This window comes from Anaeromyxobacter oryzae (genome assembly GCF_023169945.1).
Lineage (GTDB): Bacteria > Myxococcota > Myxococcia > Myxococcales > Anaeromyxobacteraceae > Anaeromyxobacter > Anaeromyxobacter oryzae.
On the sequence record NZ_AP025591.1, the window covers coordinates 4797100 to 4822039 of the forward strand.

At 73.8% G+C, this 24940-nt stretch carries 22 protein-coding genes; 12 read left to right on the forward strand and 10 right to left on the reverse strand.

Annotation, left to right across the window (positions count from 1 at the left end; translation table 11 throughout):
- Nucleotides 1-7: 7 nt before the first annotated feature.
- A complete protein-coding gene (locus AMOR_RS21025; protein ID WP_248353760.1) occupies nt 8-2833 on the reverse strand; it encodes a cation-translocating P-type ATPase in 2826 nt (941 codons plus the stop codon).
- Nucleotides 2834-3013: 180 nt separating this feature from the next.
- Between AMOR_RS21025 and AMOR_RS21030 the strand changes: the two genes are divergently transcribed.
- The 3 genes from AMOR_RS21030 to AMOR_RS21040 all read left to right on the forward strand — a co-directional run bounded on the left by AMOR_RS21030 (nt 3014) and on the right by AMOR_RS21040 (nt 6133).
- On the forward strand, nt 3014-3181 hold the full coding sequence (locus tag AMOR_RS21030) for a hypothetical protein (RefSeq protein ID WP_248353762.1): 168 nt from the start codon (nt 3014-3016) through the stop codon (nt 3179-3181).
- A 72-nt stretch (nt 3182-3253) separates the two neighbouring features.
- A complete protein-coding gene (locus AMOR_RS21035) occupies nt 3254-4657 on the forward strand; it encodes an FHA domain-containing serine/threonine-protein kinase (RefSeq protein WP_248353764.1) in 1404 nt (467 codons plus the stop codon).
- A gap of 126 nt (nt 4658-4783) precedes the next feature.
- On the forward strand, nt 4784-6133 hold the full coding sequence (locus tag AMOR_RS21040; protein WP_248353766.1) for a TolC family protein: 1350 nt from the start codon (nt 4784-4786) through the stop codon (nt 6131-6133).
- Nucleotides 6134-6173: 40 nt separating this feature from the next.
- Here AMOR_RS21040 and AMOR_RS21045 read toward each other — a convergent pair whose 3' ends face one another.
- Genes AMOR_RS21045 through AMOR_RS21055 form a run of 3 tightly spaced genes read right to left on the reverse strand, consistent with a single transcriptional unit; the run spans nt 6174 to nt 11876 of the window.
- Entirely contained in the window at nt 6174-8180 is a 2007-nt protein-coding gene (locus tag AMOR_RS21045) for a peptidase domain-containing ABC transporter (RefSeq protein WP_248353768.1), read from the reverse strand.
- Nucleotides 8173-10317: a peptidase domain-containing ABC transporter gene (locus AMOR_RS21050; protein WP_248353770.1), complete on the reverse strand. Its 2145-nt coding sequence runs from the start codon at nt 10315-10317 to the stop codon at nt 8173-8175. Before AMOR_RS21050 ends, AMOR_RS21045 begins: the two co-directional genes overlap by 8 nt.
- A complete protein-coding gene (locus AMOR_RS21055) occupies nt 10314-11876 on the reverse strand; it encodes an HlyD family secretion protein (RefSeq protein ID WP_248353771.1) in 1563 nt (520 codons plus the stop codon). The genes AMOR_RS21050 and AMOR_RS21055 overlap by 4 nt, the downstream gene beginning before the upstream one ends.
- A gap of 219 nt (nt 11877-12095) precedes the next feature.
- Between AMOR_RS21055 and AMOR_RS21060 the strand changes: the two genes are divergently transcribed.
- The 5 genes from AMOR_RS21060 to AMOR_RS21080 all read left to right on the forward strand — a co-directional run bounded on the left by AMOR_RS21060 (nt 12096) and on the right by AMOR_RS21080 (nt 14626).
- Nucleotides 12096-12314 (forward strand): hypothetical protein, encoded by a 219-nt coding sequence (locus tag AMOR_RS21060; protein WP_248353772.1) that lies wholly within the window; start codon nt 12096-12098, stop codon nt 12312-12314.
- A gap of 279 nt (nt 12315-12593) precedes the next feature.
- Entirely contained in the window at nt 12594-12809 is a 216-nt protein-coding gene (locus AMOR_RS21065; protein WP_248353773.1) for a hypothetical protein, read from the forward strand.
- Nucleotides 12810-13078: 269 nt separating this feature from the next.
- Entirely contained in the window at nt 13079-13300 is a 222-nt protein-coding gene (locus tag AMOR_RS21070) for a hypothetical protein (RefSeq protein ID WP_248353775.1), read from the forward strand.
- Between the two features lie 269 nt (nt 13301-13569).
- Nucleotides 13570-13809 (forward strand): hypothetical protein, encoded by a 240-nt coding sequence (locus AMOR_RS21075; protein ID WP_248353777.1) that lies wholly within the window; start codon nt 13570-13572, stop codon nt 13807-13809.
- A gap of 202 nt (nt 13810-14011) precedes the next feature.
- Nucleotides 14012-14626, forward strand: coding sequence for an RNA polymerase sigma factor (locus AMOR_RS21080; RefSeq protein WP_248353779.1), 615 nt, complete (start codon nt 14012-14014; stop codon nt 14624-14626).
- A 7-nt stretch (nt 14627-14633) separates the two neighbouring features.
- Here AMOR_RS21080 and AMOR_RS21085 read toward each other — a convergent pair whose 3' ends face one another.
- The gene (locus AMOR_RS21085; RefSeq protein ID WP_248353781.1) at nt 14634-15614 is read right to left on the reverse strand and encodes a c-type heme family protein; all 981 of its coding nucleotides are present in this window, start codon (nt 15612-15614) and stop codon (nt 14634-14636) included.
- A 271-nt stretch (nt 15615-15885) separates the two neighbouring features.
- On the opposite strand from AMOR_RS21085, the gene AMOR_RS21090 reads away from it, so the two are divergent.
- The 3 genes from AMOR_RS21090 to AMOR_RS21100 all read left to right on the forward strand — a co-directional run bounded on the left by AMOR_RS21090 (nt 15886) and on the right by AMOR_RS21100 (nt 18893).
- On the forward strand, nt 15886-16824 hold the full coding sequence (locus AMOR_RS21090; protein ID WP_248353783.1) for a tetratricopeptide repeat protein: 939 nt from the start codon (nt 15886-15888) through the stop codon (nt 16822-16824).
- 55 nt (nt 16825-16879) lie between these two features.
- Nucleotides 16880-17029 carry a hypothetical protein gene (locus tag AMOR_RS21095; RefSeq protein WP_248353785.1) on the forward strand — a complete coding sequence of 50 codons (150 nt, stop codon included), beginning with the start codon at nt 16880-16882 and terminating at the stop codon, nt 17027-17029.
- Between the two features lie 208 nt (nt 17030-17237).
- On the forward strand, nt 17238-18893 hold the full coding sequence (locus AMOR_RS21100; protein ID WP_248353786.1) for a serine/threonine-protein kinase: 1656 nt from the start codon (nt 17238-17240) through the stop codon (nt 18891-18893).
- A 20-nt stretch (nt 18894-18913) separates the two neighbouring features.
- On the opposite strand, the gene AMOR_RS21105 is transcribed toward AMOR_RS21100, so the two are convergent.
- The 4 genes from AMOR_RS21105 to AMOR_RS21120 form a co-directional block, all read right to left on the reverse strand.
- Entirely contained in the window at nt 18914-19444 is a 531-nt protein-coding gene (locus AMOR_RS21105; protein WP_248353788.1) for a cytochrome c3 family protein, read from the reverse strand.
- A 97-nt stretch (nt 19445-19541) separates the two neighbouring features.
- On the reverse strand, nt 19542-20561 hold the full coding sequence (locus AMOR_RS21110; RefSeq protein WP_248353790.1) for an aldo/keto reductase: 1020 nt from the start codon (nt 20559-20561) through the stop codon (nt 19542-19544).
- Nucleotides 20558-20989, reverse strand: coding sequence for a hypothetical protein (locus AMOR_RS21115; RefSeq protein WP_248353792.1), 432 nt, complete (start codon nt 20987-20989; stop codon nt 20558-20560). The genes AMOR_RS21110 and AMOR_RS21115 overlap by 4 nt, the downstream gene beginning before the upstream one ends.
- A gap of 117 nt (nt 20990-21106) precedes the next feature.
- Nucleotides 21107-22543, reverse strand: coding sequence for a GuaB1 family IMP dehydrogenase-related protein (locus AMOR_RS21120; protein ID WP_248353794.1), 1437 nt, complete (start codon nt 22541-22543; stop codon nt 21107-21109).
- A 156-nt stretch (nt 22544-22699) separates the two neighbouring features.
- Here AMOR_RS21120 and AMOR_RS21125 point away from each other — a divergent pair, with 156 nt between their 5' ends.
- Nucleotides 22700-23914 (forward strand): glycosyltransferase, encoded by a 1215-nt coding sequence (locus AMOR_RS21125; RefSeq protein WP_248353796.1) that lies wholly within the window; start codon nt 22700-22702, stop codon nt 23912-23914.
- A gap of 16 nt (nt 23915-23930) precedes the next feature.
- On the opposite strand, the gene AMOR_RS21130 is transcribed toward AMOR_RS21125, so the two are convergent.
- On the reverse strand, nt 23931-24923 hold the full coding sequence (locus AMOR_RS21130) for a YncE family protein (protein ID WP_248353798.1): 993 nt from the start codon (nt 24921-24923) through the stop codon (nt 23931-23933).
- Between the last annotated feature and the right edge of the window lie 17 nt (nt 24924-24940).

Genomic DNA, 24940 nt, shown 5'->3' on the forward strand with positions numbered 1-24940 from the left:
CCGCCCGTCACCGGGCGCGCACGAGCCGCTTCTTCAGCTCCGTCACCCACAGCACCGCGCTCGCGACGGCGAGGCACACGAGCCAGTCGCGCGCCCCGAGCGGAACGGTCCGGAACGCGCGCTGCAGGAACGGCAGGTGGACGACCGCGACCTGCAGGGCGGCCGACGAGAGCACCGCGAGCCAGAGCCAGCGGTTCGCGAACGTTCGGTGGAACGCGCTGTGCGCCTCGAACCGCACCGCGAAGGTGTTGAAGAGCTGGAAGAGCACCAGCGTCGTGAACGCCATCGTCTGCGCGTAGCGGAGCCCCCGCCCCGCCGGCGCGGTCCCCTCGATCAGCCCGCCGGGGAGCGCCCAGTCCATGACGCCGAGCGTGCCCACGGCCATGACGGCGCCCACGAGGACGATGTCGATCCAGGCCCGGGTGCCGACGACGCTGCTCCGCGGATCGCGGGGCGGCCTCCGCATCACGTCGGGATCGGCCGGCTCGACGCCGAGCGCGAGCGCCGGACCGGCGTCGGTGAGCAGGTTGATCCAGAGGATCTGCGTCGCGAGCAGCGGCACGACGACCGCCGACCCCGGCCCGGGCACGAGCCCGATCACGGGCGCGAGCACCACGCCGAGGAACATGACGAGCACCTCGCCGATGTTCGACGAGAGCAGGTACCGCAGGAAGCGCTGGATGTTCGCGAAGATCGAACGCCCCTCCTCGACCGCCGCGACGATCGAGGCGAAGTTGTCGTCGGCGAGGACCATGTCCGCGGCCCCCTTGGCCACGTCCGTCCCGGCGATCCCCATCGCGACGCCGATGTCGGCCGCCTTCAGCGCCGGCGCGTCGTTCACGCCGTCGCCCGTCATCGCGGCGATCTCGCCGTTCGCCTGGAGCGCGCGGACGATCCGCAGCTTGTGGTCCGGCGCGACCCGGGCGAAGACCGAGGTCTCCCGCACGACCACCCGGAGCCGCGCATCGTCCATGCGCTGGAGCTCCGTCCCGACGACCGCGCGGGCGCCCTTCGGCGCGATCCCGAGCTCGGCGGCGATCGCCGACGCCGTGAGCGGGTGATCGCCGGTGATGATGATCGGGCGCACGCCCGCGCCCTTCGCCTGGGCGACCGCGGGGCGAGCCTCGGCGCGCGGCGGATCGATCATCCCGACCACGCCGAGGAGCACGAGGCCCTGCTCCACGTCCTCGGTCGGCGCGCCCGGGAGGGCGCCGCGGTCCAGCGTGCGGTACGCGACCGCGAGCGTGCGGAGCGCCGCCGCGCCGAGCGCGTCCACCGCGCGCGAGATCTCCTCGCGGCGCGCCGGCCCGAGCGCGCGCGTCCCGGCGCCGACGCGCTCCTCCACGCAGCGCGGCAGGAGGACGTCCGGCGCCCCCTTCGCGAAGACGACGACCCGCGTGGCCTCCTCGGCGTCCGCGTGCGCGGTGCTCATGAGCTTCCGCTCCGAGGTGAACGGCACCTCGCCGACGCGGGGGAAGCGCGCGTCGAGGCGCTCCGCGGTCCGCCCCACCTTGCGTGCCGCCACGACCAGCGCCGCCTCCGTCGGATCGCCCTGGATCGTCCAGCGGCCGTCCCGCTCGAGCAGCACGGCGTTGCTCGCCAGCGCTCCCGCCCCGAGCGTCCGCTCGACCTCCTCGAGCAGCGCGGCGTCGTCGACCGGCGCCCCGTCCCGGCGGACCTCGCCGGAGGGGTCGTACCCGACCCCGGTCAGCTCGACGGCGCCGCTCGCCGTCACCACCGCGCGGACGGTCATCTCGTTCCGCGTGAGGGTCCCAGTCTTGTCGGAGCAGATCGCGGTCGTCGAGCCGAGCGTCTCGACCGACGCGAGCCGGCGCACGATGACGTTCCGCCGGGCCATGCGCTGCGTCCCGAGCGACAGCACGATGGTCGTGATGGCCGTGAGGCCCTCCGGGACCGCCGCGACCGCCAGCGAGACCGCGAGCAGCAGCACGTCCACCATCGCCGCCAGCGATCGCACCTCCTGCAGCGCGACGATCGTGGCTCCGATCACGACGGCGATGGCGATCACCGCGCCGCCGAGCAGCTTGCCGACGCGATCGAGCTCCCGCTGGAGCGGGGTGGCGGTCTCCTCCGTCTCGCGGAGGGAGGCCGCGATCCGGCCGAGCTCCGTCGACGGCCCGGTGGCGGTCACGACGGCCCGCCCGCGGCCGGCGGCGATCGAGGTCCCGCCGAAGAGCATGTTCCGGCGGTCGCCGAGCGCCGCCTCTCCGGGGATCGGCGCGGCCGTCTTCGACACCGGGGTGCTCTCGCCGGTCAGCGCGGCCTCGGCGGCCCGGAGCGCGATCGGCTCGAGGACCCGCGCGTCGGCCGCGATCGTGTCACCCTCCTCGAGGAGCAGGATGTCGCCCGGGACGAGGTCCGCCGTCGGGACCAGCCGCTGCTCGCCGTCGCGGCGGACGCGCGCGACCGGAGCGGACATCGCCTCCAGGGCGGCGAGGGCCTGCTCTGCGCGCCGCTCCTGGAGGAACCCGAGCACGCCGTTGAGCAGCACGATCGCGAGGATGGTGAGCGCCTCGTACGGAGCCGGCGCGTCGCGCTCGATCGACCAGGCGACGAAGGACACCGCCGTGGCGACGAGCAGCAGGACCGTGAGGACGTCCCGGAACTGGGCGAGGAAGCGGCGCCACGCCGGGACGGCGGGGGCAACCGGAAGCGCGTTCGGGCCGTACCGAGCCAGGCGCTGCCGGACCTCGCCCGCCGGCAGGCCCGTCCGTGCATCCGTGCCCAGGTCCGCCAGGACGTCCGCGGCGATGCGGAGGTACGCCGGCACGGGCTCGGGCTGAACTTCGGGAGGATCCGTGCGGGCGGCCATGGCTCGCGTCCTCGGGCGGCGCCCGCGACGCGGGCGTCTTCGCTCCGGGAGCGTACGCCGGATCGCCGGTCCAGCGGGTGGCCGCGTGCGCCGTTTCCGGCGCCATCCCGCCCGAGGCGCGTCAGCACGTCGCGCCTCTCGCGTCTGCCGATCAGGACGCCTGACCGAGGAGACGAGACGATGATGCCCCCCACCTGGATGATCGAGGAGCTGAAGCGGCGCCGCCGGGAGCGCGAGGAGGCGGAGCAGCCCCGGCCGTTCCTGGAGATCCCCGCGCCCGAGCGGATGCCGCGCAACCAGACCGAGCCGGACCGCCCGCGGCGGTCGGTCATCGTCATCGACCTCTGATGCGAGCGTCCCGGACACCGCGACCCGGACCGGGCGTTGCCCGCGCGTACCGCGAGGGCAAGGTGTTCCGGCGTGGAGCCGGGTCGGTCACCGCTCGCCGGCGGGCGCGCGGCGACACTGATCGTGCGCGTCGAGGACACGACCGACGGGTCGGTCGTGGAGCACACGTTCGCGCACTCTCCGGTCCGGATCGGACGGAGCGCACGCAACGAGCTCTCGCTCCCGCACCGGTTCGTGTCGGCGTCGCACGGCGTCGTGGAGTTCTCGGGCCACGGCCGGCGCTACACGGACCTCGGCTCGACCAACGGCAGCGTGCTCGACGGAGACCTGGTGCCGCCGCGCGTCGCGGTCGAGCTCGGGCCCGGCGCCGAGCTGGACATCGGCCCGCTGCGCCTCACCTTCCCCGCGCCGCCGATCGAGGTCCCCGCGCTCGGACCCGATGCCGCGCACGCGGCTCCCCCTCCGGCGATCCGGCCGGGGGGCATCACCGCGGTCATGCAGCAGCTCGCCCGCGCGCCGACCACGGAGCAGTCGTGGCAGGACGTCCTCTTCCCGGGCTCGGTGATCGGGCGCTTCGAGCTCGTCCGCGAGCTCGGCCGCGGCAGCTTCGGCGTGGTGTTCGAGGCCGAGGACCGCCACCTCCGCAGGCGCGTCGCGTTCAAGGCGGTCCGGCCGGGCGGCAGCTCCCAGGTCCTCCTCCGTCAGGAGCGGCTGCAGAAGGAGGCGGAGGCGATCGCGCAGCTCACCCACCCGAACATCGTGACGCTGTACGACGCGGGCACGTGCCAGAGCGGCCCGTACCTCGTCCTCGAGCTGCTCCGTGGCGCCACGCTGCAGGAGACGATGCGGCGCGAGCGGCTCGAGGTGTCGCGCGCCCTCGAGATCGCCATCGAGATCGCCTGGGCGCTCGAGCACGCGCACGCCGCCGGGGTCGTCCACCGCGATCTCAAGCCGGCGAACGTGTTCGTCTGCTCGACCGGCGCGGTCAAGGTCCTCGACTTCGGCATCGCGAGCGTGCTCGGCGGCGAGGACGTCCGGGCCGTGGGGACTCCGGCCTACATGGCGCCCGAGCAGTGGCGGAACGGGAGGCAGGACCCGCGCACCGACGTCTTCGCCGCGGCCACCATGCTCTGCGAGACGTTGACTGGGAACCTGCCGTATCGCGTCACGCGGAGCTCGAGCGCCGTGCTCGACCCGGGTGCTCGTCCCGCCGTCGAGGCGCCCGGCGTCCCCGGCGACCTCCAGGCGCTCCTCCGGAGCGCGCTGTCGGCCGATCCCGCGGCGCGGCCGCTGAACGGCCGCGCGTGGCTCGACGCGCTCCTCGCGACCCAGGAGCGGCTCGATCGACCGAACCGGCTCGAGACGTGGCGCGCGCGCCTCCAGGGGCGGGCGAGCCGGATCCCGCTGCGCCTCGTCCTGGGGGCAGTCGGGGTCGCCGCCGCCGGCGTCGCGCTCCTGTACGAGCTGCTCCGCTGAGGCCGGCGGGGGCCGCTCGGGGTAGGGCCCCATCAAGCAGCGAGTGACGGGACGCGCGCCGCGGCAGATGCAGTCGGTCCCGAGGTCCGCGCCGCGTCCGGCGGGACCCGGCGATCGGGGGAAGAGATGACTGCCCTGACCGTGCTCGTGTCCGCCTGGCTCGCCGGCGCAGCGCCCATCACGCTCGACGAGGCCCTCGCCGCCGCCTCGCGGCGAAACCCCGACGTGGCCGTCGCACGCGCGGACGAGGAGGCCGCCGCTGCCGACGTGCGGCTCAGCTACCAGGGCGTGCTGCCCCGCCTCGACCTCACCGGCGCCTTCGGCCACCAGTTCCAGGGCGAGCAGCAGCAGGTGAACGTGGTGCCGAACCCGACGCCGCCGCCGGACTTCGTCCGCGAGGCCGTGACCTATCCGAAGAACGACTTCGGCGTCTACCAGCTCGGCCTCGGGCTCACCTGGACCGTGTTCGACGGCCTCGCGAGCTGGAACGGGATCTCCGCGGCGCGGACGCGCTCCGCGGCGGCGCGGCGGCAGCTCGACGAGACGACCCTCCGCACCGCGTTCGAGGTGACGCGCAGGTTCTACGAGGTGGTGAAGCAGCAGCGCGCCCTCGACGTGCGCCGGCAGACGGCGGCGCTCTCGGCGGAGCTGGTCGAGCGGGCCGACGCCCTCTTCTCCGCGGGGCGCGGGACGAAGGCGGACACGTACAGCGCGCGCGTCAACCTGGGGAACGATCGCATCGCGGTGCGCACGCAGGCCGCCGCCCTCGAGCGGGCACGCACCGACCTCGCGTCGGTGATCGGCCTCGGCTCGGGAGCGGGGCTCGAGGTGGTGCCACCGGACACCGTGACCGGGCCGCGGCTCCCGGCGCAGCCCGCGACGCCGCCGGTCGACGCGCTCCTCGCGGAGGCGCGGCGGCGCCGCCCCGGCCTCGCGTCCCGGCGGCTGGCGGGCGAGGCGGGCGATCTCGAGATCGCCCGGGCGAAGGGCGCGTACTGGCCGGTCGTGGGACTCCAGGCGAGCTACGACAAGGCGACGCCCGACCTGACCGGGGACTTCGGGCTCCTCGGGAATCCGTCGCGGCAGTACGTCTTCACGGCCCAGGTGACGCTCACATGGAACCTCTACGCCGGCGGCTCGACGCGCGCCGGCGTGCAGCGCGCCGAGGCGGACGCGCACCGGGCCTGGGCGCTCGTCGACCAGGCGGAACAGACCGTCGCGGCGGAGGTGAGCGTCGCGCGCGAGCAGCTCGCCTCGCTGCTCGACACGGCGCCGACGGTGCAGGAGAACCTCGAGGCCGCGCAGGGCGCCCTCCGCTTCGCGCGCGAGCGGCTCGACGCAGGGGTCGGGAGCCAGCTCGAGGTGCGCGACGCCATGCTGAAGCTCGCGGACGCGAGGCTCGCCTGGGTGAGCACGGTCGTCGACCTCGTCGTCGCGCGCGCCGACCTGAACCGCGCGGTCGGCGGAGGGCTGTAGGCCCGAGGTGGTCACCGACGCGCGCCGGCCCGCCACCGGCTCACGCCACGTGGCGCGCCTCGATGACGGTCGCGGGGAGCGCGTCGAGGACCTTGCGTATGGTCCGGGCGCGGATGGGGTCCAGGTTCGACAGCGCCTCGTCGAGGAGCAGGAGCTTGCGCTCGGACGCGATCGCGGCCGTGAGGGCGATGAGCTGGCGCTGCCCGCCGGAGATGTTCTTCCCGCCCGGTACGAGCACCGTCTCGTAGCTCATCGGCAAGGTCGCGACGAGCTCGGACAGGCCGGTGAGCTCTGCCGCCTGGAGCAGCCGCGCCACCGGCGCGCCGCCGGACAGGAGCCGCAGGTTCTCGATGATCGAGCCGCTGAACAGGTTCACGAACTGCGGCAGGTAGAGGATCTCGCCCGCCGCCGCCTGGGGGCTCATCCCGCCGACGCTGATCGAGCCCTCCTCGGGGACGTAGAGGCCCGCCAGCATGCGGATGATCGTGCTCTTCCCGAAGCCGGAGGGGCCGGTGATGACGTGCTTCGTGCCCGCGTCGAACGCCGCCGAGTGGCCCCGCACGATCCAGCGCGAGTCGGGTCCGTGGCGGAACCAGACGCCGTCCATGGCGACCGGGACGGAGCGGGCCGCCGCGGCCGCGCGGCGCGTCGTCCGCTTCTCCGGCTCCTCCTTCAGGATCTGCTGCGTCCTCGCGAGCTGCGGCCGGAGGACGGCGAGCGCCACGTGGACGCGGACGAGCCCGAAGACCGCCGCAAGGAAGCCGCTGCTGAGCTGGACGAACGCGATGAGCGTGCCGATGAGCAGCTCGCCCCGGAGCATCGCCGCGCCGCCCCAGACGAGCAGCCCGACGTAGAGCGCCTGGCGCATCGTATCGAGCCCCACGTCGCTCCACAGCGAGAGGCGCTGGCGCTTCAGCGCGTGGGAGAGCTCCGTCCGGAAGCGCCCCAGCCACCGCTCGAGCGCCTGCCGTTCGGCGCCCGCGGCCTTGATGGTTCCGATGCCGGCGACGAGCTCGGAGAGCAGCCCCCGCTCCCGGGCCTGCGCCTCGATCTCCCGGGTCTGGTGGCGCGCCTGCGCCGAGCCGATGAGCATGGCGAGCCCGCCCATCGCGAGCGCGACGATCACGACCACCACGGTCGCCGCCGGCATCTTCGCCGCCATCGCGGCGACGAACGTGAGGGCCATCACGCCGTCCAGCACCGCCGCGAGCGAACGCTCGGCGACGAGCTCGCGCGCGCCGCTCACGCCGTTGATCGCCTGGAGCCGGTCGCCGAGGGTCATCCGGTCGAGGGTCGGGAACGGCAGCCGGAGGAGGTGCTGCAGCACCCCGCGCTCCGCCGACACCTCGACCCTCGTCACGAGGAACAGGAGGACCCGATCCCGGAGCCACCCCAGGCAGGCCTGGAACACGGCCACGAGGAGGACGCCCACGGCCACGACGTGGAGCATCGAGCGCGCGCGGTCGGGCAGCGCGTCGTTCATGACGGTCGCGGTGATCTCGGGGCCGACCAGCGCGAGCAGCTGCATGAGGAGGCTCGCGAGCGCCAGCATCACGAGCGTCCGACGGAAGTGGAGAACCAGCGCCTTGAGGCGGCGGAAGAGCCCCCTGCCCGGCGGCAGCGACGGCGAGACGTCCAGCGCGTATCCCGAGAGGAAGGGGCCGAGCTCGGCCGGCCTCGTCGTGCACGCGCCGCTCGCCCCCTCGAGCTCGAGCCTGTCCCGCGTCCGATCCGCGAGGACGACCCACGAGCCGTCCCGGAGCTGGAGCAGCGTGGGGACGTCGAGGTAGCGGAGCTCGTCGGTGGTGACGATCGCGGGGCGCGCCTGGATCCCCGCGCGCTCGAGCGGCTCGGCGAGCGCCTCCGCGGAGCCGCGCAGGTCGTGGGCCTCGCGGAAGGCCTGCAGCCCGCCCTCCTGGCCGTGGCGCCGCAGGAGCCGCCAGACGGCCTCGACGGCGTCGAACCCGCGGACCGGGAGGCCCTCGACGCGGGGTGCCGCGGTCTTCGGCCGGAGCGTGGTGTCGGGGGCGGCGGCGGCGTCAGGCATGGGCGAACTCCTTGGCTTCCACGAGGGATCGGAAGAGGCCGTCGCAGGTCGAGAGCTCCTCGTAGGTGCCCTCCTGGACGATCCGGCCGGCCTGCAGCACGAGGATGCGATCCGCGTCCCGGACCGTCGCGAGCCGATGGGCGATGAGGATGCGGGTGCAGCCGAGGCCGGCGAGGCTCTCGTGGACCCGGCGCTCCGTGTCGAGGTCGAGCGCGCTCGTCGCCTCGTCCAGCAGGAGGATCGCGGGGTCGTGCACGAGCGCCCGCGCGAGGTTCAGCCGCTGCCGCTGCCCGCCGGAGAGGACGTTCCCGTTGTCGCCGAGGCGGCTGCCGAACCCCTCCGGCATCGCGTCGATCACCTCGTCCACGCAGGCGATGCGCGCGGCCGCGCGGAGCCGCTCGAGGGGGACCTCCTCGTCCTTGAGGCAGAGGTTCGCGCGGACGGTGTCGTCGAAGAGGAAGGTGTCCTGGAGGACGACGCCCATCTGATCGCGGACCTTCTGCAGGTCGAGCGTGCGCAGGTCCCGGCCGTCGAAGGAGATGGTCCCGTGCGTCGGGAGGTGCATCCCGAGCAGCAGGCGCGCCAGCGTCGACTTGCCGGCGCCGGAGGGGCCCACGATGGCGACCTTCTCGCCGGGGTGGATGCGCACGGAGACGCCCTCGATCGTGGGGGGCTCGGTCGCCGAGAACCCGAAGCTCACGTCCCTCAGCTCCACGGCGCCGCGGAGCCGGCCCGGGTCGACGCTGCCGGACGGCTCCGGCGGCGTCGTGAGCACGTCGTCGAGGCGCTCGAGGTGGTTCCCGAGGTACTGGAGCTGGGCCACCGTCTCGAGCAGCGACTCGAGCGGCGCCATGAACATGCCCTGCAGCGCGAGGAACGACGCGAACGTCCCGAGCGTCATGCGCTGCGCGACGACCTGCTCGCCGCCGACGAGGAACACGAGCGCGGTCCCCAGCCCCTGCAGCACCACGGTGGCGTGGCTCGCGTTGATGCCGAGCTTCCGCCGCTCGAGCGCGCCGTTCACACGGCCCGTCATGCGGTGGGCCCAGCGCTGGATCATGCGGCTCTCCGCGCCGCTCGCCTTGGTGGTCTCGAGCCCGCTGAGCGCCTCGAGGAGCGCTCCGTACTCGCGACCCGACGCGGTGAGCTCGGCGGCCATCGCGAGCTGGTTGCGCTCGCGCACGACGGCGAGCAGCGCGACGCGCATCAGCCCGAAGGCGATGATGAGGAGCCCGAGCCGCCAGTCGAACGCGAGCATCAGGGCCGCGTACCCGACGAGCAGCATGCCGTCGAGCAGCGCCGAGATGGACTGGCTGCTGAGCAGGTTCTGGATGGCGGCGTTGCTGTGGACGCGCTGGACCAGGTCGCCCGCCTCGCGCTGCATGAAGAAGCCCAGCGGCAGGCGGAGCAGGTGGCTCAGGAACTGCGTCATGAGGGTGAAGTCGAGGACGGTCCGGAGCCCCTGCACCACGAAGCTCCGCACGAGCCCGAGGAGCGCCTTCGTGACCACCGCGGCCGCGAGGGCGATGGCGAGGCCCCAGAGGAAGGCGGGCTGGTGGGGGACGACCACCGAGTCCACCAGGATCTGGGTGGCGACCGGGAACAGGAGCCCCACGATCTGGAGCCCGACGGAGGCGAGGAGGATCTGCGCGAGGCTCGGCAGGGAGCTCCGGAAGATCTCGCGGTACTTGCCGAGGCTGGGCCGGGTCCGCGTGCGCGGCTCGAGGGACGGCGTCGGCGAGAGCATGAGCGCGACGCCGGTGAAGTGGCGCCCCATCTCGTCGAGGGTGATGGTGCGGCGGCCGCTCGCCGGGTCCACCAGGACGGCGTGGGTGGACGTGACCCGCTCGAGGACGAGGAAGTGGTCGAAGTCCCAGTGGAGGATGGCCGGCAGCGTGAGCTGCCCGAGCTGCTCCATCTCGACCCGGACGCCCTGGACGGCGAGCCCGTAGCCGCGCGCCGCGCGCGCGATCGCCAGCGCGTCGGCGCCGCTCCGGGAGATGCCACAGGCGAGGCGCAGCTCGGAGAGGGGCGCGTGGTGGCCGTGGAAGGCGAGGACCATCGCGAGGCTCGCCGCGCCGCACTCCGTCATCTCGATCTGCGGCACGAACCGCACGCGGCGTCGACGGAACCTCATCGGAACCACCTCTGGAGCGGCTTGAGGACGAGCGTGACGAGCCTCTGGCGACGCAGCGTGAAGCGCACGTTCATGAGGCCGCCGGTGCGGAGCTTCACGTGCGCGGCGTCCGCGGCCGCGGCGTCGGTGACCTCGATCTCGACGCGGTAGCTCGGCGGGAGCTTCTGGTCGTCGCCGAACGCGTCCCGGACCTCCGCCGCCGAGGCGAGGTCGTCGCCGATGCGCGCCACCCGTCCCCGCACTGTCCCGTACTGCGCGTGCGGCAGCTGATCGAGCTCGAGCTCGACGGAGTCGCCCGGCTTCGCGAACGCGCGGTCGCGCTCGGCGAGGAACGACACGACCTGGAGGCGCGAGTCGACGGGGACGAGCTTCCCGACCACCTGCCCGGGCTGGACCACCTCGCCCTCGCGCACGAGCAGGGCCTCGACGGTGCCGCCCTCGGGAGCCTGGATGACGCCCTGCTTCAGGACCACCGCCAGCGCGTCGCGCTTGTTCTGCGCCGCGGCGAGGAGCTGCTGGCGCCCCCAGAGGTCGTCCTGGCGGCGGCTCTCGAGCGAGGCGAGCTCCTGGCGCGTCTGGTCGAGCGCCTGCTCGGCGCCGCTCAGCTGACGCTGGGCCTGGGCGAGGGCGTCCCGCGACTCGCTCACCGCCATGTCGCTCACGAGCCCCTTCTTGAGAAGCCCGAGATCGGCCTCCACGCGGCGCTCGTAGTGGCTCACGGAGCTCCTCAGGCTCGCGATCTGCTCGCTCCCCCGCTGCGCCCGCGCCTTCAGGTTCTCGATCTGCTCCGTGTAGTGCTGGTCCTGCTGGGACGCCACGGCGGAGTACTTCGTGCGGAGCGCCTCGAGCTCGCGATCGGCCGCGAGCAGCTCGGCCTGGACGCTCGGGGACTCGATGCGCAGGAGCGCGGCCCCCGGCTTCACCCGCTCGCCGGAGCGCGCCTCGACGCGGACGACGGTGCCGCCGAGCTGGCTCGTGAGGACGCGCACGCCCGCGGCGGGACGAAGGATGCCTCGCCCGCGGCCGGTGACCTCCACCTCGCCCACGAACGACGCGGCGAGCGCGGCGACGAGGGCCGCCACCACCACCCACAGGAGCGCCCAGGTCCACGGCGGCGACACACGCACGAGGCCTCTTCCCTCCTCGTAGGCGAGGCGGTGCTTCAGCGCCTCGTCGCGGAAGAGCCTCGGGGCCGCCGCGGCTCCCGTGGGCTGCGCCGGCCCCGCGGGCCTTGGAGCCTGCGCAGGCTGCGGAGGCTGTGCAGGCTGCGCGCGCGTCGGGGGCTGGGCGGTTCTCACCTGCACGATGGTCGTGGCCGCGGCGGCGCGCGCCCGCGCCTCGACGGGACGGGTCGTGCTGGCGCGCGGACGCTCCTCGACGGGACGATTCGCCGTGCCGGCCTTCACGACCTGGCCACCGGCGCGCGTCGTCGGCGCGCGGGCGGGGAGCTCCACCTGCGACGCCTGGCGGATGGTGGCGATGAACGCCGCCCGCTTCCTCGCCCTGGCCGACTCGGAATCCGCTCCCCCGGTGTTCCTGCTGGTCTTGCTCCCGCGCATGTCGACCTCCCGCGGGTATGGACGCGCGAACGCCTTCGATCTGACCAGCGCGCCCTGGAGGTGCCGCGCTCGGGAAGGGGCCGTCCGGGTCCCGATGTCAGGTCCTTCCTCGCGGCGAGTCTCTCCGACCGAACGGGCCGAGCGGGGCGGTGAGGAGAGGCCGAGCCGACCGACGGTCCACCAGCGCAGCAATCACTCGAACGCAGAAGAGGAGAACACATGGACGTGAAGGCGATGACGATGCTCGGGGACGAGGCTCTGATGGCGGTCTCCGGCGGCCACGGGAAGCACAAGGGCTGGTACAAGCGCGTCGACCAGACGGTGACCCAGACCCAGAGCGAGACCGTCACCATCGGCGGCAACCTGACCCTCGAGGGCGGCTCGAGCCTCACGATCACCTTCGGCGACCAGAGCCAGTCGGCCACCCAGTCCGCGTAGTCGCCACGCCGGACCGCGCCTGGCGAGCTCTTCCAGGCCTCCCCGCGACCTCGCGCTCGACCGCACGCCTCACCGGTGCGGTCGAGCCGGGGTCGTGTCGTTCGCGGATCCGGGTTCCACGAGGGGGACGAGCGGGATGCGAGCCGTCGATGTCAGGTCTTCCGTCGCGGCGAGTCTCTCCGATGAACGGACCGAGCGGACGGGGAGGAGAGGCCGAGCCGACCGACGGTCCACCAGCGCAGCAATCACTCGAACGCAGGAAGAGGAGAACACATGGACGTGAAGGCGATGACGATGCTCGGGGACGAGGCTCTGACGGCGGTCTCCGGCGGCCACAAGAAGTGCAAGCGGCCCTACTTCAAGCGCGTCGACCAGTCGGTGACCCAGAGCCAGAGCGAGAGCGTCGACATCGGCGGCAGCGTGTCGCTCAGCGGCGGCTCGAGCCTGTCGATCACCTTCGGCGACCAGAGCCAGTCGGCGACCCAGTCGGCGTAGCTCCGGCAGCACCGCGCCTGGCGGTCGTTCCAGGCCTCCCCGCGACCTCGCGCTCGACCGCACACCTCACCGGTGCGGTCGAGCCGAGGTCGTGTCCTTTGCGGATCCGCGATCCGCGGGGCCGGCGCGCCGGGATGTGCGCTGCGATGTCAGCTTCCCGGCCGCGGCGAGTCTCTCCAGCGTACGGGCCGAGCGGGCGGTGAGGAGAGGCCGAGCCGACCGACGGTCCACCAGCGCAGCAATCACTCGAACGCAGAAGAGGCGAACACATGGACGTGAAGGCGATGACGATGCTCGGGGACGAGGCTCTGACGGCGGTCTCCGGCGGCCACAAGAAGTGCAAGCGGCCCTCCTACAAGCGCGTCGAGCAGACGGTGACCCAGACCCAGAGCGAGAGCGTCGACATCGGCGGCGACCTGTCCCTCAGCGGCGGCTCGAGCGTCACGATCTCCTTCGGGGACCAGAGCCAGTCGGCGTCGCAGTCGGCGTAGTCGTCCTCCCGCGGCGCCGCTGCCTGGGGGTCGTCCCAGGCACCCGCGACCTCGCGCTCGACCGCACTCCGGTGCGGTCGGGGCGAGGTCGTGTCGCTTGCGGATCCCGGCTCGCCCGGGCGCTCCGAAGCCGCGGAATTCGATGTCAGCTTCTCGGCAGCGGCGAGTCTCTTCGGTACGACGGGCTTGACGGACGGTGAGGAGAGGCCGAGCCGACCGACGGTCCAAACCGCAGCAATCACTCCAAACGAAGGACGAGGACGAGAAGGATGAACAGCATGAACGCGATGACGATGCTCGGGGACGACGTTCTGGCCGCGGTCTCCGGTGGGCATGGCCACGGGAAGCACCACTGCCACGGTCACGACGGCCACAAGGGCTCGAAGCAGTCGGTGAGCCAGAGCCAGTCCGAGGTCGTCGACATCCTCGGGAACGTGACCCTGGGCGACGGCGCCAGCCTCACGATCGTCCTCGGCAACCAGAGCCAGACGGTCTCCCAGTCGGCATAGTCGCCTCGAGCACCGCACCTCGCGCGTCCTTCCAGACCCCGCATGACCTCGCGCTCGACCGCACGCCTCACCGGTGCGGTCGAGCCGAGGTCGCGCTCGTCGTACCGGCCGTGTCCCCCGTCGAAGTCCCCCGACGTCGCCGACCCGTCCGGCGCGAGCGCCCGCGTGGCGGCGCCAGCGGCAGCGGCCTACACACGACGCCATGGAGAACGAGAACCGCATGGAGAACGAGAACCGCGCGGGCGAGGAGTCGCTCCAGGACACCGTGCAGCGGCTCGTGGACGCCGGCGACGCATCGGGTGCTGCGACGCAGGCGCTGCTCGCTCTCGGCCCGGAGATCCTCCGCTTCCTGCGCTCCGTGCTCCGCGACGAGGAGGACGCCGCCGACGCCTTCTCCCACTTCTCCGAGCGGCTGTGGCGGGGGCTCCCGAGCTTCCGCGGGCAGTCGTCGCTCCGGACGTGGGCCTTCCGCATCGCCTGGAACTCCGCGCTGAGCCTCCGCAACGACGCGTGGCACCGCCGAGGGCAGCGCTTCGCGACCGGGGAGGCGTCCCAGATCGCCGAGACGATCCGGACGAAGACGGTCGTGCGCGTCGAGCGGCAGCGGGACGCGCTCGAGAAGCTGCGGCAGGCCCTCTCCCAGGAAGACCAGTCGCTCCTCGCGCTCCGGCTCGATCGTGGCTTCTCGTGGGAGGAGGTGGCCGACATCCTCTCCTCCGGCGGACAGCGCGTGCAGCCGCTCGCCCTCATGAAGCGGTTCGAGCGGCTCAAGAAGCGCCTCGCAGAGCTCGTGCAGAAGCAGGGGCTCGACGAGTAGCGCCCGTTCACTCCTGGTCGGGCTCGCCGCCGGGCGGCGGCTCCGGCTCGTCCTCCAGCATCCGCATCGCGGCGGTGACGCTCCGGTGCATCCGGTTGAACGCGGCCGCGAGCACCGAGATCTCGTCCTTGCCCCGCACCGGCAGCTCGGGGACGTCGAGCTGGCCCTTGCTGATCTCGTCGGCGCGGGCCGCGAACCGGCTCACCGGGCGGATCACCGTCACGTAGAGCAGCGCGTCGAGCACGAGCAGCGTCAGCAGGCCGACCGCCACGATGGACAGGAGGAGCCGCCGGAACGCGTGATCCGCCATCTGGACCGGGAGCGACACGGGCACGGTGACGATCTGCGCCGCGACGACGTCGCCCTGCTTCCACCCGAAGCCGTTGTTCGTCCCGTACAGCTGGACCATCTCCTTCGGCGCGGCGCTCGGGACGGAGTGGCACTCCATGCAGGAGGACGCGGCGCGCATGGGCTTCGCGAGGAAGAGCGCGCGGCCGAAGGGCGTGTCGCGCTCCCCGTCGTAGAGGTTCATCTCGGGACGGTTCCTGAAGACCTTGATGAGGTCCTCCTCCCAGTCGACGGCGCGGTTGCGCGGGTTGGTCGGGTTGAGCGTGGCCTCCTTGTAGAGGTAGTCGGGGTACTTCTTCCGCAGCTCGTTGAACATCTGCGTCGCGGAGTAGGCGGGGACGGTCTGCGGCCGGAACACGCGCTTCGCCGTGAAGCCGCGCTTGGCGCACAGGTCGCGGAACACGTCGTCGTTCTGGTCGGCCTTCACGCGCTGCTCGAACATGTCCGTGATCGCCGGCTTCACCTCGTTGGTGGTGTAACTGCGCATCGCGAGCGCGGTGTCCATCATCAGCTGCGCGCTGTAGAGCACCTGATCGCGGGCGTTTCGCTGCAGGAGGCCGTAGAAGAGGTAAGCGGCCGCGCCGAGACCGAGCCCGAACACCACGACGAAGATGAGGCTGAACTTCGCGAGCAGTCGCATCGATCCTCCCGGCGGAGCAGCGCCCCGCTGCCACCCGGACGCGCGCGGGATGGACGTCGGTCGGCCCACGCACGGCTGGAACCGCTCCATGGATTCGCCCTCGCGCACGGCGGCACATCGCTCTGATGGGGCGCCGGGAGGTCCGAGGACGCGGAGGAGCGGTCGGCGCCGCAGAGTGAGGGTGCGTAGAAGAGTCCTCTCGTGTCAGCCCGCCGGACCGGTGGCCCTTCGTTCGCCTCCGGCTCACTCGAGGGAAGAAGGAGACGTGGACATGCCTGTGCACCCTGCGATGGTCGGGCTCCGCGCCGCGCGGCGCGGGGCGGGTCTTCTCGTGCGCGGAGGCGTGGTCGCGGCCGCGCTCCTCGCGGGAGCCTGCGTGACTCCGAGCGAGCATGGGCCGGGGGCCGAGAGCCGCGCCGGCGGCGACGGTGGGAGCCCCAGCGGGCAGGTCGAGGCCGAGGTCGCGACGCTCCGGGAGCAGTCGCAGCGGACCGACGCCACGCTCGCCCAGCTGAAGAGCAGGCTGGACGCGCTCGAAGCTTCCACTCGCAACGCAGCGCAGACGTCCCAGGGCGAGGTCTCCGACGAGCTGAAGGGGCTCCGCACGACGCTCGACGAGTACGGGCAGCGCCTCGCCGCCGTCGAGCAGAGCGTCGCGCAGCCCCGGAAGAGCGGCGCCGCGGCGAGGCGGCCCCCGGAGAAGCCGGCGCGCCGCGCGACGCCGGAGGCGACCGCGTCCCAGCCACCCCCCGCCCCGTCCGCGGTGGTGCCGCTCCCGGCGAACCCGGGCGCGCGGCAGGACAAGACGAGCACGTCCCAGGACAAGACGAGCGTGCTCGCCTTCGCGCGGGAGCAGGAGCTCAAGGGAGACAAGGCCGTCGCGCGCGGGCTGTACGAGCAGTACGCCGCGGACTATCCGACGGATCCGGCGACCGCCGAGGCGCACTTCCGTCTCGGCGAACTGGCGTTCGGCGAGCGACGATACCGGGACGCGATCGCGGAGTTCGGCAAGGTCGCGACCGAGTTCCCCCGTTCCGACCGGGCGCCCGACGCCCTCCTCCGGACAGGGGAGTCGATGATCCAGCTCGACATGAAGGACGACGCCGCCACGCTCCTCGCCCAGATCCCGCAGCGGTACCCCGGGACGACCGCCGCCACGCGCGCCAAGAAGGACCTCGCCGAGCTGAAGGGCGCCGGCGCGGGCAAGTGATCGCGCCGCGTCAGCATCCGATGGTCGCCCGAGTCCTACGGGCAGGAGGTAGGACATGCGCGGCGTCATCACCGGCAAGGATGTGTTCCGTCACTCGTTCACGATCGTCCGGCTCTTCGGTACGCGCTGCTACCTACGGTGCCTCCGCGCCGCCATGAGCCCGCGGCCGAGCACGTTCCTCGAGGTCGTCTACGCGAACGGCTAGTCGCCACGCGCCGGAGCGGCGGTGCGGCCGTGCGGACGCCACCCCGTCCCGGCCGCAGCCCCGGGCCCAGGAGGTGGACGACGGCCCGGGGTGACCCCATCGTTCGGCGCCGGACCACCCGTCCGGCGCGCTCGCCGCGAACGCCGCGTTCCTCGCGCTCGGAAGCGAGGAGCACGCTCGCGGCCAGCGCCTTATGACTCGCTCCGAGATGTCGACCTGCCCGACCTGCAGTGAACAGGGGATCCCGGGCGCGATCTTCTGCGGATCGTGCGGGTCGCGTCTCGTGCCGGATCCGCCGCCCGGCGAGGAGCTCGATCCGCTCGTCGGGCAAACGATCAACGACACCTACGCGATCGAGCGCAAGATCGGCAGCGGCGGGATGGGTGACGTCTACCGCGCCATCCACAACAAGCTCGACGCGCCCGTCGCGCTCAAGATCGTGAAGCCGGCGCTGCTCGCGCAGCCCGCGATGGTCCACCGGTTCGAGCGCGAGGCGCGCGCCGCCTCGCGGCTGCGCCACCCGAACGTCGTCTCGGTGACGGACTTCGGGCGATCGAAGGACGGCCTGATCTTCATGGTCATGGAGTACGTGGCCGGGAAGAGCCTGGCGCAGGTGATCGCCGAGGAGGCGCCGATCTCGGAGGGTCGGGTCGTCCACATCGGCGCGCAGATCCTGTCGGCGCTCGCCGAGGCGCACGGGGCCGGGATCCTGCACCGCGACCTCAAGCCCGAGAACGTGATGATCGAGCGCCGGCGCGACGCGCCCGACTCGGTGAAGGTCCTCGACTTCGGGATCGCGAAGGTGCTGGCGGCCGGCGCGAGCGCCTCGACGCTCACGCAGGCGGGCCTCGTCTGCGGTACGCCCGGCTACATGAGCCCTGAGCAGCTGCGCGGCGGCGACGTCGACGCGCGGAGCGATCTCTTCTCCCTCGGCGTCGTCCTCTACGAGATGCTGACGCACAAGCTGCCGTTCGACGGGCGCACCCCGATGGAGATGCTGCACCGGCACCTGTCCGAGCCCGTCCCGCCGCCGGGCGTTCGCCGGGGACGGCCGGTGTCGCCGGACCTCGAGCGGATCGTGGTGCAGGCGCTGGCGCCCGCGCGCGAGGAGCGCCCGGCGAGCGCGGACGAGATGCGGGACGCGCTCCTCGCCGCCGAGCTCCCCCTCGCGGTCGAGGGCGACGCGGAGCGGTCGTACGCCACCGAGGTGCTTCCCCGCAGCGGCGCGCGGTCCGTCGCCGCTTCCCGCCCCGCCTCCTCGACCCGCCCGCAGGTCGCGAGCGCCCGCGCGTCGCCGCCGTCCTGGAGGATGCGGGACGATGCGGCAGAGGCAGCTTCGCCGCCGTCGCGGATCGAGCGGCCCCGTTCACGCCCCGGCGTCCCGCGCCGCCGCGACAGCTCCGACGGCACGCCACCGTCCGGGCGGGCGCCCACCTTCGAGAAGCGGGTCGAGGAGCGCCTCGCTCCGCTCCTCGGCCCCGTCGCATCTCGGCTCGTGAAGAGGGTCACCGCCGGCGCCGTGTCGCTCGACGACGCCTGCGAGCAGCTCGCGGCCTTCATCCCGTCGGCGGCGGACCGGAAGACCTTCCTCGCGTGGTGCACCGCGGAGCTGAGCGCGACGGCGCCCGCGCGGGAGCGGCGGACGAGCCAGCTGCCCGTGGCGACGCCGGTCGCCGAGTGGGACCCGGCCGTCCTCGAGCGCGCCCGGCGCGACCTCGCGCCCTACGTCGGCCCCCTCGCACGGATCATCGTCCGCCGGGTCTGTACGCGAGCCCGGGACGCGCGCGAGCTGTACCAGCTCCTCGCGCTCGCGATCCCGGGCGAGGCCGATCGCGAGGCGTTCCGGCGCCTCGGCCCGCGCTGAACCCGCGACCCGGGAACCCGCTACGGCGGCGGCGCGCGCTCGGCGCGCTCGTCCATGCTCGAGAAGAGCGGCGTGGCGCGCGTGTCCGGATCCGCCTTTCGCGGATGGCAGACGCTGCACAGCTCGGAGAGCGTCGGCGTCCGCGACACCGCGATGCGCAGGTAGCGGTAGTTGGGGTTGGACGGGTGCGGGTCGTGGCAGCCGACGCACTCGAAGCGCCCGCCGCGCAGCAGCTCGGGCGGGACCTTCGCGAGGCGCGGGTTCACCTTCCCGAGCGAGAACGGGTGGCCGAGGTGGTGCGAGACCGGCGCGACCCCGCGGCCGCCCTCGGCCGCCTCGGCGTGGCACGACAGGCACAGCGCGGAGAGGACGCCGAGCGGCTTGTCGGTCCGGGGGTCGACGACGGTGGTGTTCGGCGGCAGCGCGAAGATGAGCTCGCCGCGCGCCGTGTGCATCGAGTGGCAGCCCTCGCACCCCACGGCGTCGTGGCCGCCGGTCGCGAGGGCGGCGGAGGGTAGCGCGAGCGCGAGGGCCAGGGCGACGATCCGCACGGCCCCAGCTTACCGCATCGGCGCCCGTGTCGCCGCTCGGCGCGTCCCGGCGCCGCGCGGCCGGGCGACGCGACCGGCGCCGGCACCGCGAGGGCCCTCAGGTCCAGGGGAGCCCCGCGCGCCGCCGCCAGTACTCCGCCGCGCCTTCGCGGAGCGTCGCCAGGGCGCCCTGCGCGCCGACCGGGAGCTGGACGCCGAGCGCCTCGAGGTTCGACGCGAGCTGCGGGACGGTGCTCGCGCCGAGGAGGACGACGTCCGCGAACGGCTGCGCGAGCGCGGCCGCGAGGGCGACCGCGTCGACGGTCGCGCCGAGCGCCGCCGCGATCTCGCCGAGCGGACCCGCCGCGGCGTCGCCGCGCGGACCGAGCCGGCCGTTCGCGAGCGCCTCCTTCACGAGGACCGCGCGCCCGGCGGCGTGCGCCTCGCGCAAGGCGTCCTCGCACGAGCGCTCGAGGAGGTTCCACGTGGCCTGCACGGACGCGAAGAGCGGGTCACCGCCGCGGCGAATCCCGAGCGCGCGTCGGACCGCCGCCGCCTGGCCCGGGCCGCTCACCGTGACCCCCACGCGGACGCCACCGTCACGGACGCTCGCGAGCGCATCGAGCACCGCGTCGTCGCCGAGCACGCCCGTGTCCTCGGTCGCCGAGTGGATCTGGTACAGCGCGAGGTGCGGCCCGAGCGCCGCGCGCGACTCGGCGAGCTGCTCGCGGAGCGCGGACAGCGAGTGATCCTTCACCTCGTGCCGCGCGGCCCGGAGCTGCCAGTCTCCGGTGTAGCGGTAGCCCCACTTCGACCCGACCACCACGTCGCCGGCCGGCAGCCCGCGCGCGTCGAGCCACGATCGCACGAACTGCTCGGCGCGGCCGTAGGACCGAGCGGCGTCGACGTAACGAACGCCGGCGGCGTACGCGGCGTCGAGGACCGCGTGCGCGTGCCGCTCCAGCGCCTCGGGCGAGGGATGGCCGGGGAGATCCGCGGCGTGGCCGAGCGTGATGTAGGCCGGCCGGCCGAGCGCGGCCATCCCGAGCCCCACCCTCGTGAGGCGCGGCCCGTCCCGCCCCAGCGGGCGTGTCTCGATGGCGGTGCCGCGCTCGTGGCCCATCCGTTCGCCGGTCACCGCCGGGGGACGTGCAGCGAGTCCAGCCGGGACCGGAGGCCGCCGAGGCACGGATCCTCGGCGACCCCCTCCCGGCGATGCTCCGCCGCGTCGCACCGCACGCGCACCGCGACCGCGACCTCGTCCGCGCCCGGCACCTCCGTGGACTGGTACAGCGCCGATGGTCGCGGCACGATCTCGGCGCGCGAGGCGGCGTCCCCGGAGGCGACGAGCTGCTCCGCGAACGACCGCAGCTCCCGGAGCAGCTCGACGCAGCGCGGACACGCGGGCGCCTCGAGCTTCGACTCGCCGTGCGTCGCGAAGAGGCGGACCTCGAACCCGACGACCTCCCGCCGATCGCGCTCGACGACCTCCTCGGGCTCGACCTCGTAGTGGACATGGTGCTCGCGAGCGAACCGCCCCAGCCCCTCGGTCTCCTGCGCCTCCATGCCGGAAATCTAGGACGCCGCGGCGCGGCCCGCGCGGGCGCCGGTCTGCTCCCCGGGGAGTCGACCGCGCGCGCGGGGCTCCGGCGCTCGCGGCGCGGGGCGGCGTCGGGGCGAGCCTCAGCCGCGCGGCTTCCCCTCGGTGTAGCCGCCGACGGTCTGGACGCCGATGACCGCCTTCTCGTGGAAGGAGGGGAGCGTCGTCGCCCCCGCGTAAGTGAGCGCGGACTGCACGCCGGTGATGACGTCGACGAGGATCGCGCCGACGCTCTCCCGGCCCTCGCGGATGTAGATCCGCGAGGTCGAGATCCCCTCGCGGAAGAAGCCCTTCTTGGCGCGCTCGAACGCGTCGAGCGCGGCGGCGCGGTCGCTCACGGCGCGCGCGCTGGCCATCCCGTAGTTCTCCTTGTACGGCCGGCCGTCCCGGTCCTCCTTCACGTCGCCGGGGCTCTCGTACGTGCCGGAGAGCGCCGTCCCGATCATGACGCGCGACGCCCCCGCCGCGAGGTAGAGCGCCACGTCCCGCGGATCCCGCACGCCGCCGTCGGCCCAGACCTGCCGGCCTCGCGCGTGGGCGACGCGGGCGCACGCGAGCACGGACGAGAACGTCGGCCGCCCGGCGCCGGTCTGCATGCGCGTGGTGCACATCGCGCCGGGCCCGACGTTCACCTTCACGATGTCGGCGCCGGCGTCGAGCAGGTCGCGCGTCCCCTCAGGCGTGCAGACGTTCCCCGCGACGAGCGGCATGGAGGGGCCGACGGCGCGCCGGACCTCGCGGATCGCCTCGATCATCCGGCGCTGGTGGCCGTGCGCGGTGTCGAGGACGATGGCCGCCACGCCGAGCTCCGCGAGGCGCGTCGCCGCCGCGGCTGCGGTGGCGGAGATGCCCACCGCGGCCGCGACCATCAGCCGGCCCTGCGGGTCGAGCGCCGGCCGGAGGAGCTCGAGCCGGATCGCGTCGTCCCGCGTCAGCACCCCGACGAGCCGCCCCTCGCCGTCGAGGACCGGCGCCGCCTTCACGCGGTGCCGCTCCATCACGAGGAACGCGTCGCGGTTCGCCGTGCCGACCGGGATCGTGACCAGGTGCGACGACATGAAGGAGCCGACGGCCGAGTACTGGTCGCGGTCGCGGAGGTCGGCGTGGGTGACGATGCCGAGGGGCCGGCGCTCGTCGTCCACGACGATCACCATGTCGTGCGCGCGCTTCCGGATGATGCCGAGCACGTCGCGGAGCGTCGCGCGCGGCGAGACCGAGAGCGGCGTGTCGTAGCGCGGGTCGGCCGCCTTGATGTGCCGGATGATGCGCGCCGCCGTGTCGAGATCCATGTCCTGCGGAAGCACGCCGAGGCCGCCGAAGCGCGCCATCGTCTCGGCCATGCGCTTGCCCGTCACGGCGTTCATGTTCGCCGAGACGACCGGGTGCGAGCCGCCGGCGAAGTCGATCGGGCGCAGGTCGACGTCGAGGCGCGAGGTGCCGTCGAAGTAGCCAGGGACGAGGAACACGTCGTCGAGCGAGAGCTCGAGCGCCTCGTCGTGCTCGGGGTGCAGGAAACGCATGGGAGGTGGATAAGCCGGACCACTCGTCCGGGGAAGCGGAAAAGCGCCGTCCTCCCTCCCCGCCGGTGCGGCCGCGACTGCCGCCTGCGGAGCAACCTCGAGGAACGGTTGAGGCTCTCGCGCCCAAGGGGTCGGATCGTCCGCGGGAGGTGCGACATGTCCCGCATCCTCTTCATCAGCGGCTCCATCGGCCTCGGGCACGCCGGCCGGGACCTCGCGATCGCCCGCGCCCTCAGGGCGCGATCGCCGGGCGTCGAGATCACCTGGCTCGCCGGAGAGCCGGCGCGGTCGGTCCTCCGCGACGCGGGGGAGGCGATGCACCCCCGCGGTGACCGGTACGCGAGCGACAGCGACCCCGCGGATGCCGCGGCGACGCTCGGCGGCCTGAACCTCTTCCGCTACCTGATGCGCGCCCGCGGCCAGTGGGCCGCGAACGCTCGCCTCGTCGGCGAGCTCGTCCGGGACGAGCGCTTCGACGCGGTGGTCGCGGACGAGGCCTACGAGGTCGTCGTCGCGCTCGTGCGTCACCAGATCGCGATGCCGATGCCGCTCGTGATGATCTACGACTTCCTCGGCCTGGACGCGACGACGGCGAGCCCGTTCGAGCGCCTCGGCGTCGAGTTCTGGAACCGGGTGTGGGCGCAGGATCGCAAGATCTTCACGGGGGGGAAGGACGTCGCGCTCTTCGTCGGCGAGCCCGAGGACGTCCCCGACCGGCCGCTGGGCCTGGGGCTCCCGAGCCGCCGCGCGCACGCCGTCGCGCACTACCGGTTCGTCGGGTACGTGCTCCCGTTCGACCTCGAGGAGGTCGCGGACCGCGCCCGGGTCCGCGCCGAGCTGGGCTACGGCGCCGGCCCGCTCGTCCTCGCGTCCGTCGGCGGGACGGCCGCGGGCGGAGACCTGCTGCAGGCGTGCGGACGCGCCTTCCCGCTCCTCACGCCGCGCTACCCGGCCCTCCGGATGAAGCTCGTGTGCGGCCCGCGCATCCCGCGCGCCTCCATCGCGGTGCCGATGGGCGTCGAGGTCGTCGGATACGTGCCGGCGCTCTATCGGCACCTGGCGGCGTGCGACATGGCGGTGGTCCAGGGAGGCGGCACGACGACCCTGGAGCTCACCGCGCTGCGGCGGCCGTTCGTGTACGTCCCGCTCGAGGGGCAGTGCGAGCAGGAGCTCGTCGCGGGTCGCGTCGCCCGGCACGGCGCCGGGATCCGGCTCTCCCGGCGGGACCTCACGCCGGAGCGCCTCGCCGAGCTCATCGTCGCCAGCGTCGGCAAGGAAGCGACCTGGCCAGCGATCCGCGCCGACGGCGCGAACGTCGCGGCGGGAGCGATCGCGGAGGCGATCGCGCGCCGCGCCGCGACGGCGGCGTGAGCGTCGCCCGCGCCGGTCACCGCGTCGCCGGGAACGGATCCCGGATCACGAGGATCCGGCCCCTCGCCGGATCACACACGTAGGCGTTGCCGGACACGTCGGCGGTGACGCAGTGCGCGCCCGCCGCCGTCGCGACCTCGCCGAGCGCCCGCAGCCCGCCGCGCGGGTCGACGCCGACCACCGTCATGCGCGCCGCGTCCGCGCCGGGGACGTACAGGTGCGAGAGCGCGGGGGCGTACGCGATGACGTCGACCCCGCGCGCGGCGGGCGCGGTGCCCGCGACGGTCCCGTCGTGCGCGACGTCGAGCGCCACCGCCTTCCCCTCGTCGCAGCCGACGAACGCGAGGCCGCGCTCCGGGTCCACCGCGAGCCCGCGCGCGCCCTCGCACCCGTTCCGCCAGCGCGCCACCACGGCCCTCGATCCGAGATCCACGGCGACGGTCCGGTCGTGCCAGGTGTTCGCGTAGGCGCGGCGACGGGGCGCGTCGATCTCGAGCGACTCGGGGCCGTCGGGCACCTCGATCGCGCCGGTGCGCACGAGCGCGGGCGGGGCGCCGCCCTCGACCCGGAACGTCTCGATCGCGTTGTCGCCCGGCTCGGTCACCCAGACCTCGCGCAGCGGCGCGACCCAGCGGACGTAGTCGGGCGCGCCCGCGAGCGGCGCCCGCGCCACGATCCGGCGGGCGCGCGCGTCGATGACCACGAGGGACCGGCGCGTCCGGTCCGACGCGAAGAGCCACCCGCCGCCGAAGTCGGCGGACGTCGTCCCCTGCGAGTGGCCGCGCGGACCGCCCGGCGCCGTGCTGAACCCGGCGATCGTCTCCAGGGCCCGGGTCCGGGGATCGAGGAGGTCGAGCCGGCCCGAGCGCCCGGCCGGGACGATGACCCGCTCGAGCTCCGGCGAGAAGCGGACGTCGTCGAAGCCGATCCCGCCGTCGCCGCCGGGCAGCGGGATGGGCTCGACGGCGGCGGCGGCGAGGACGGCGGCGAGCAGCAGGCTCGACCTCATGGATTCCCCCCGGGGGC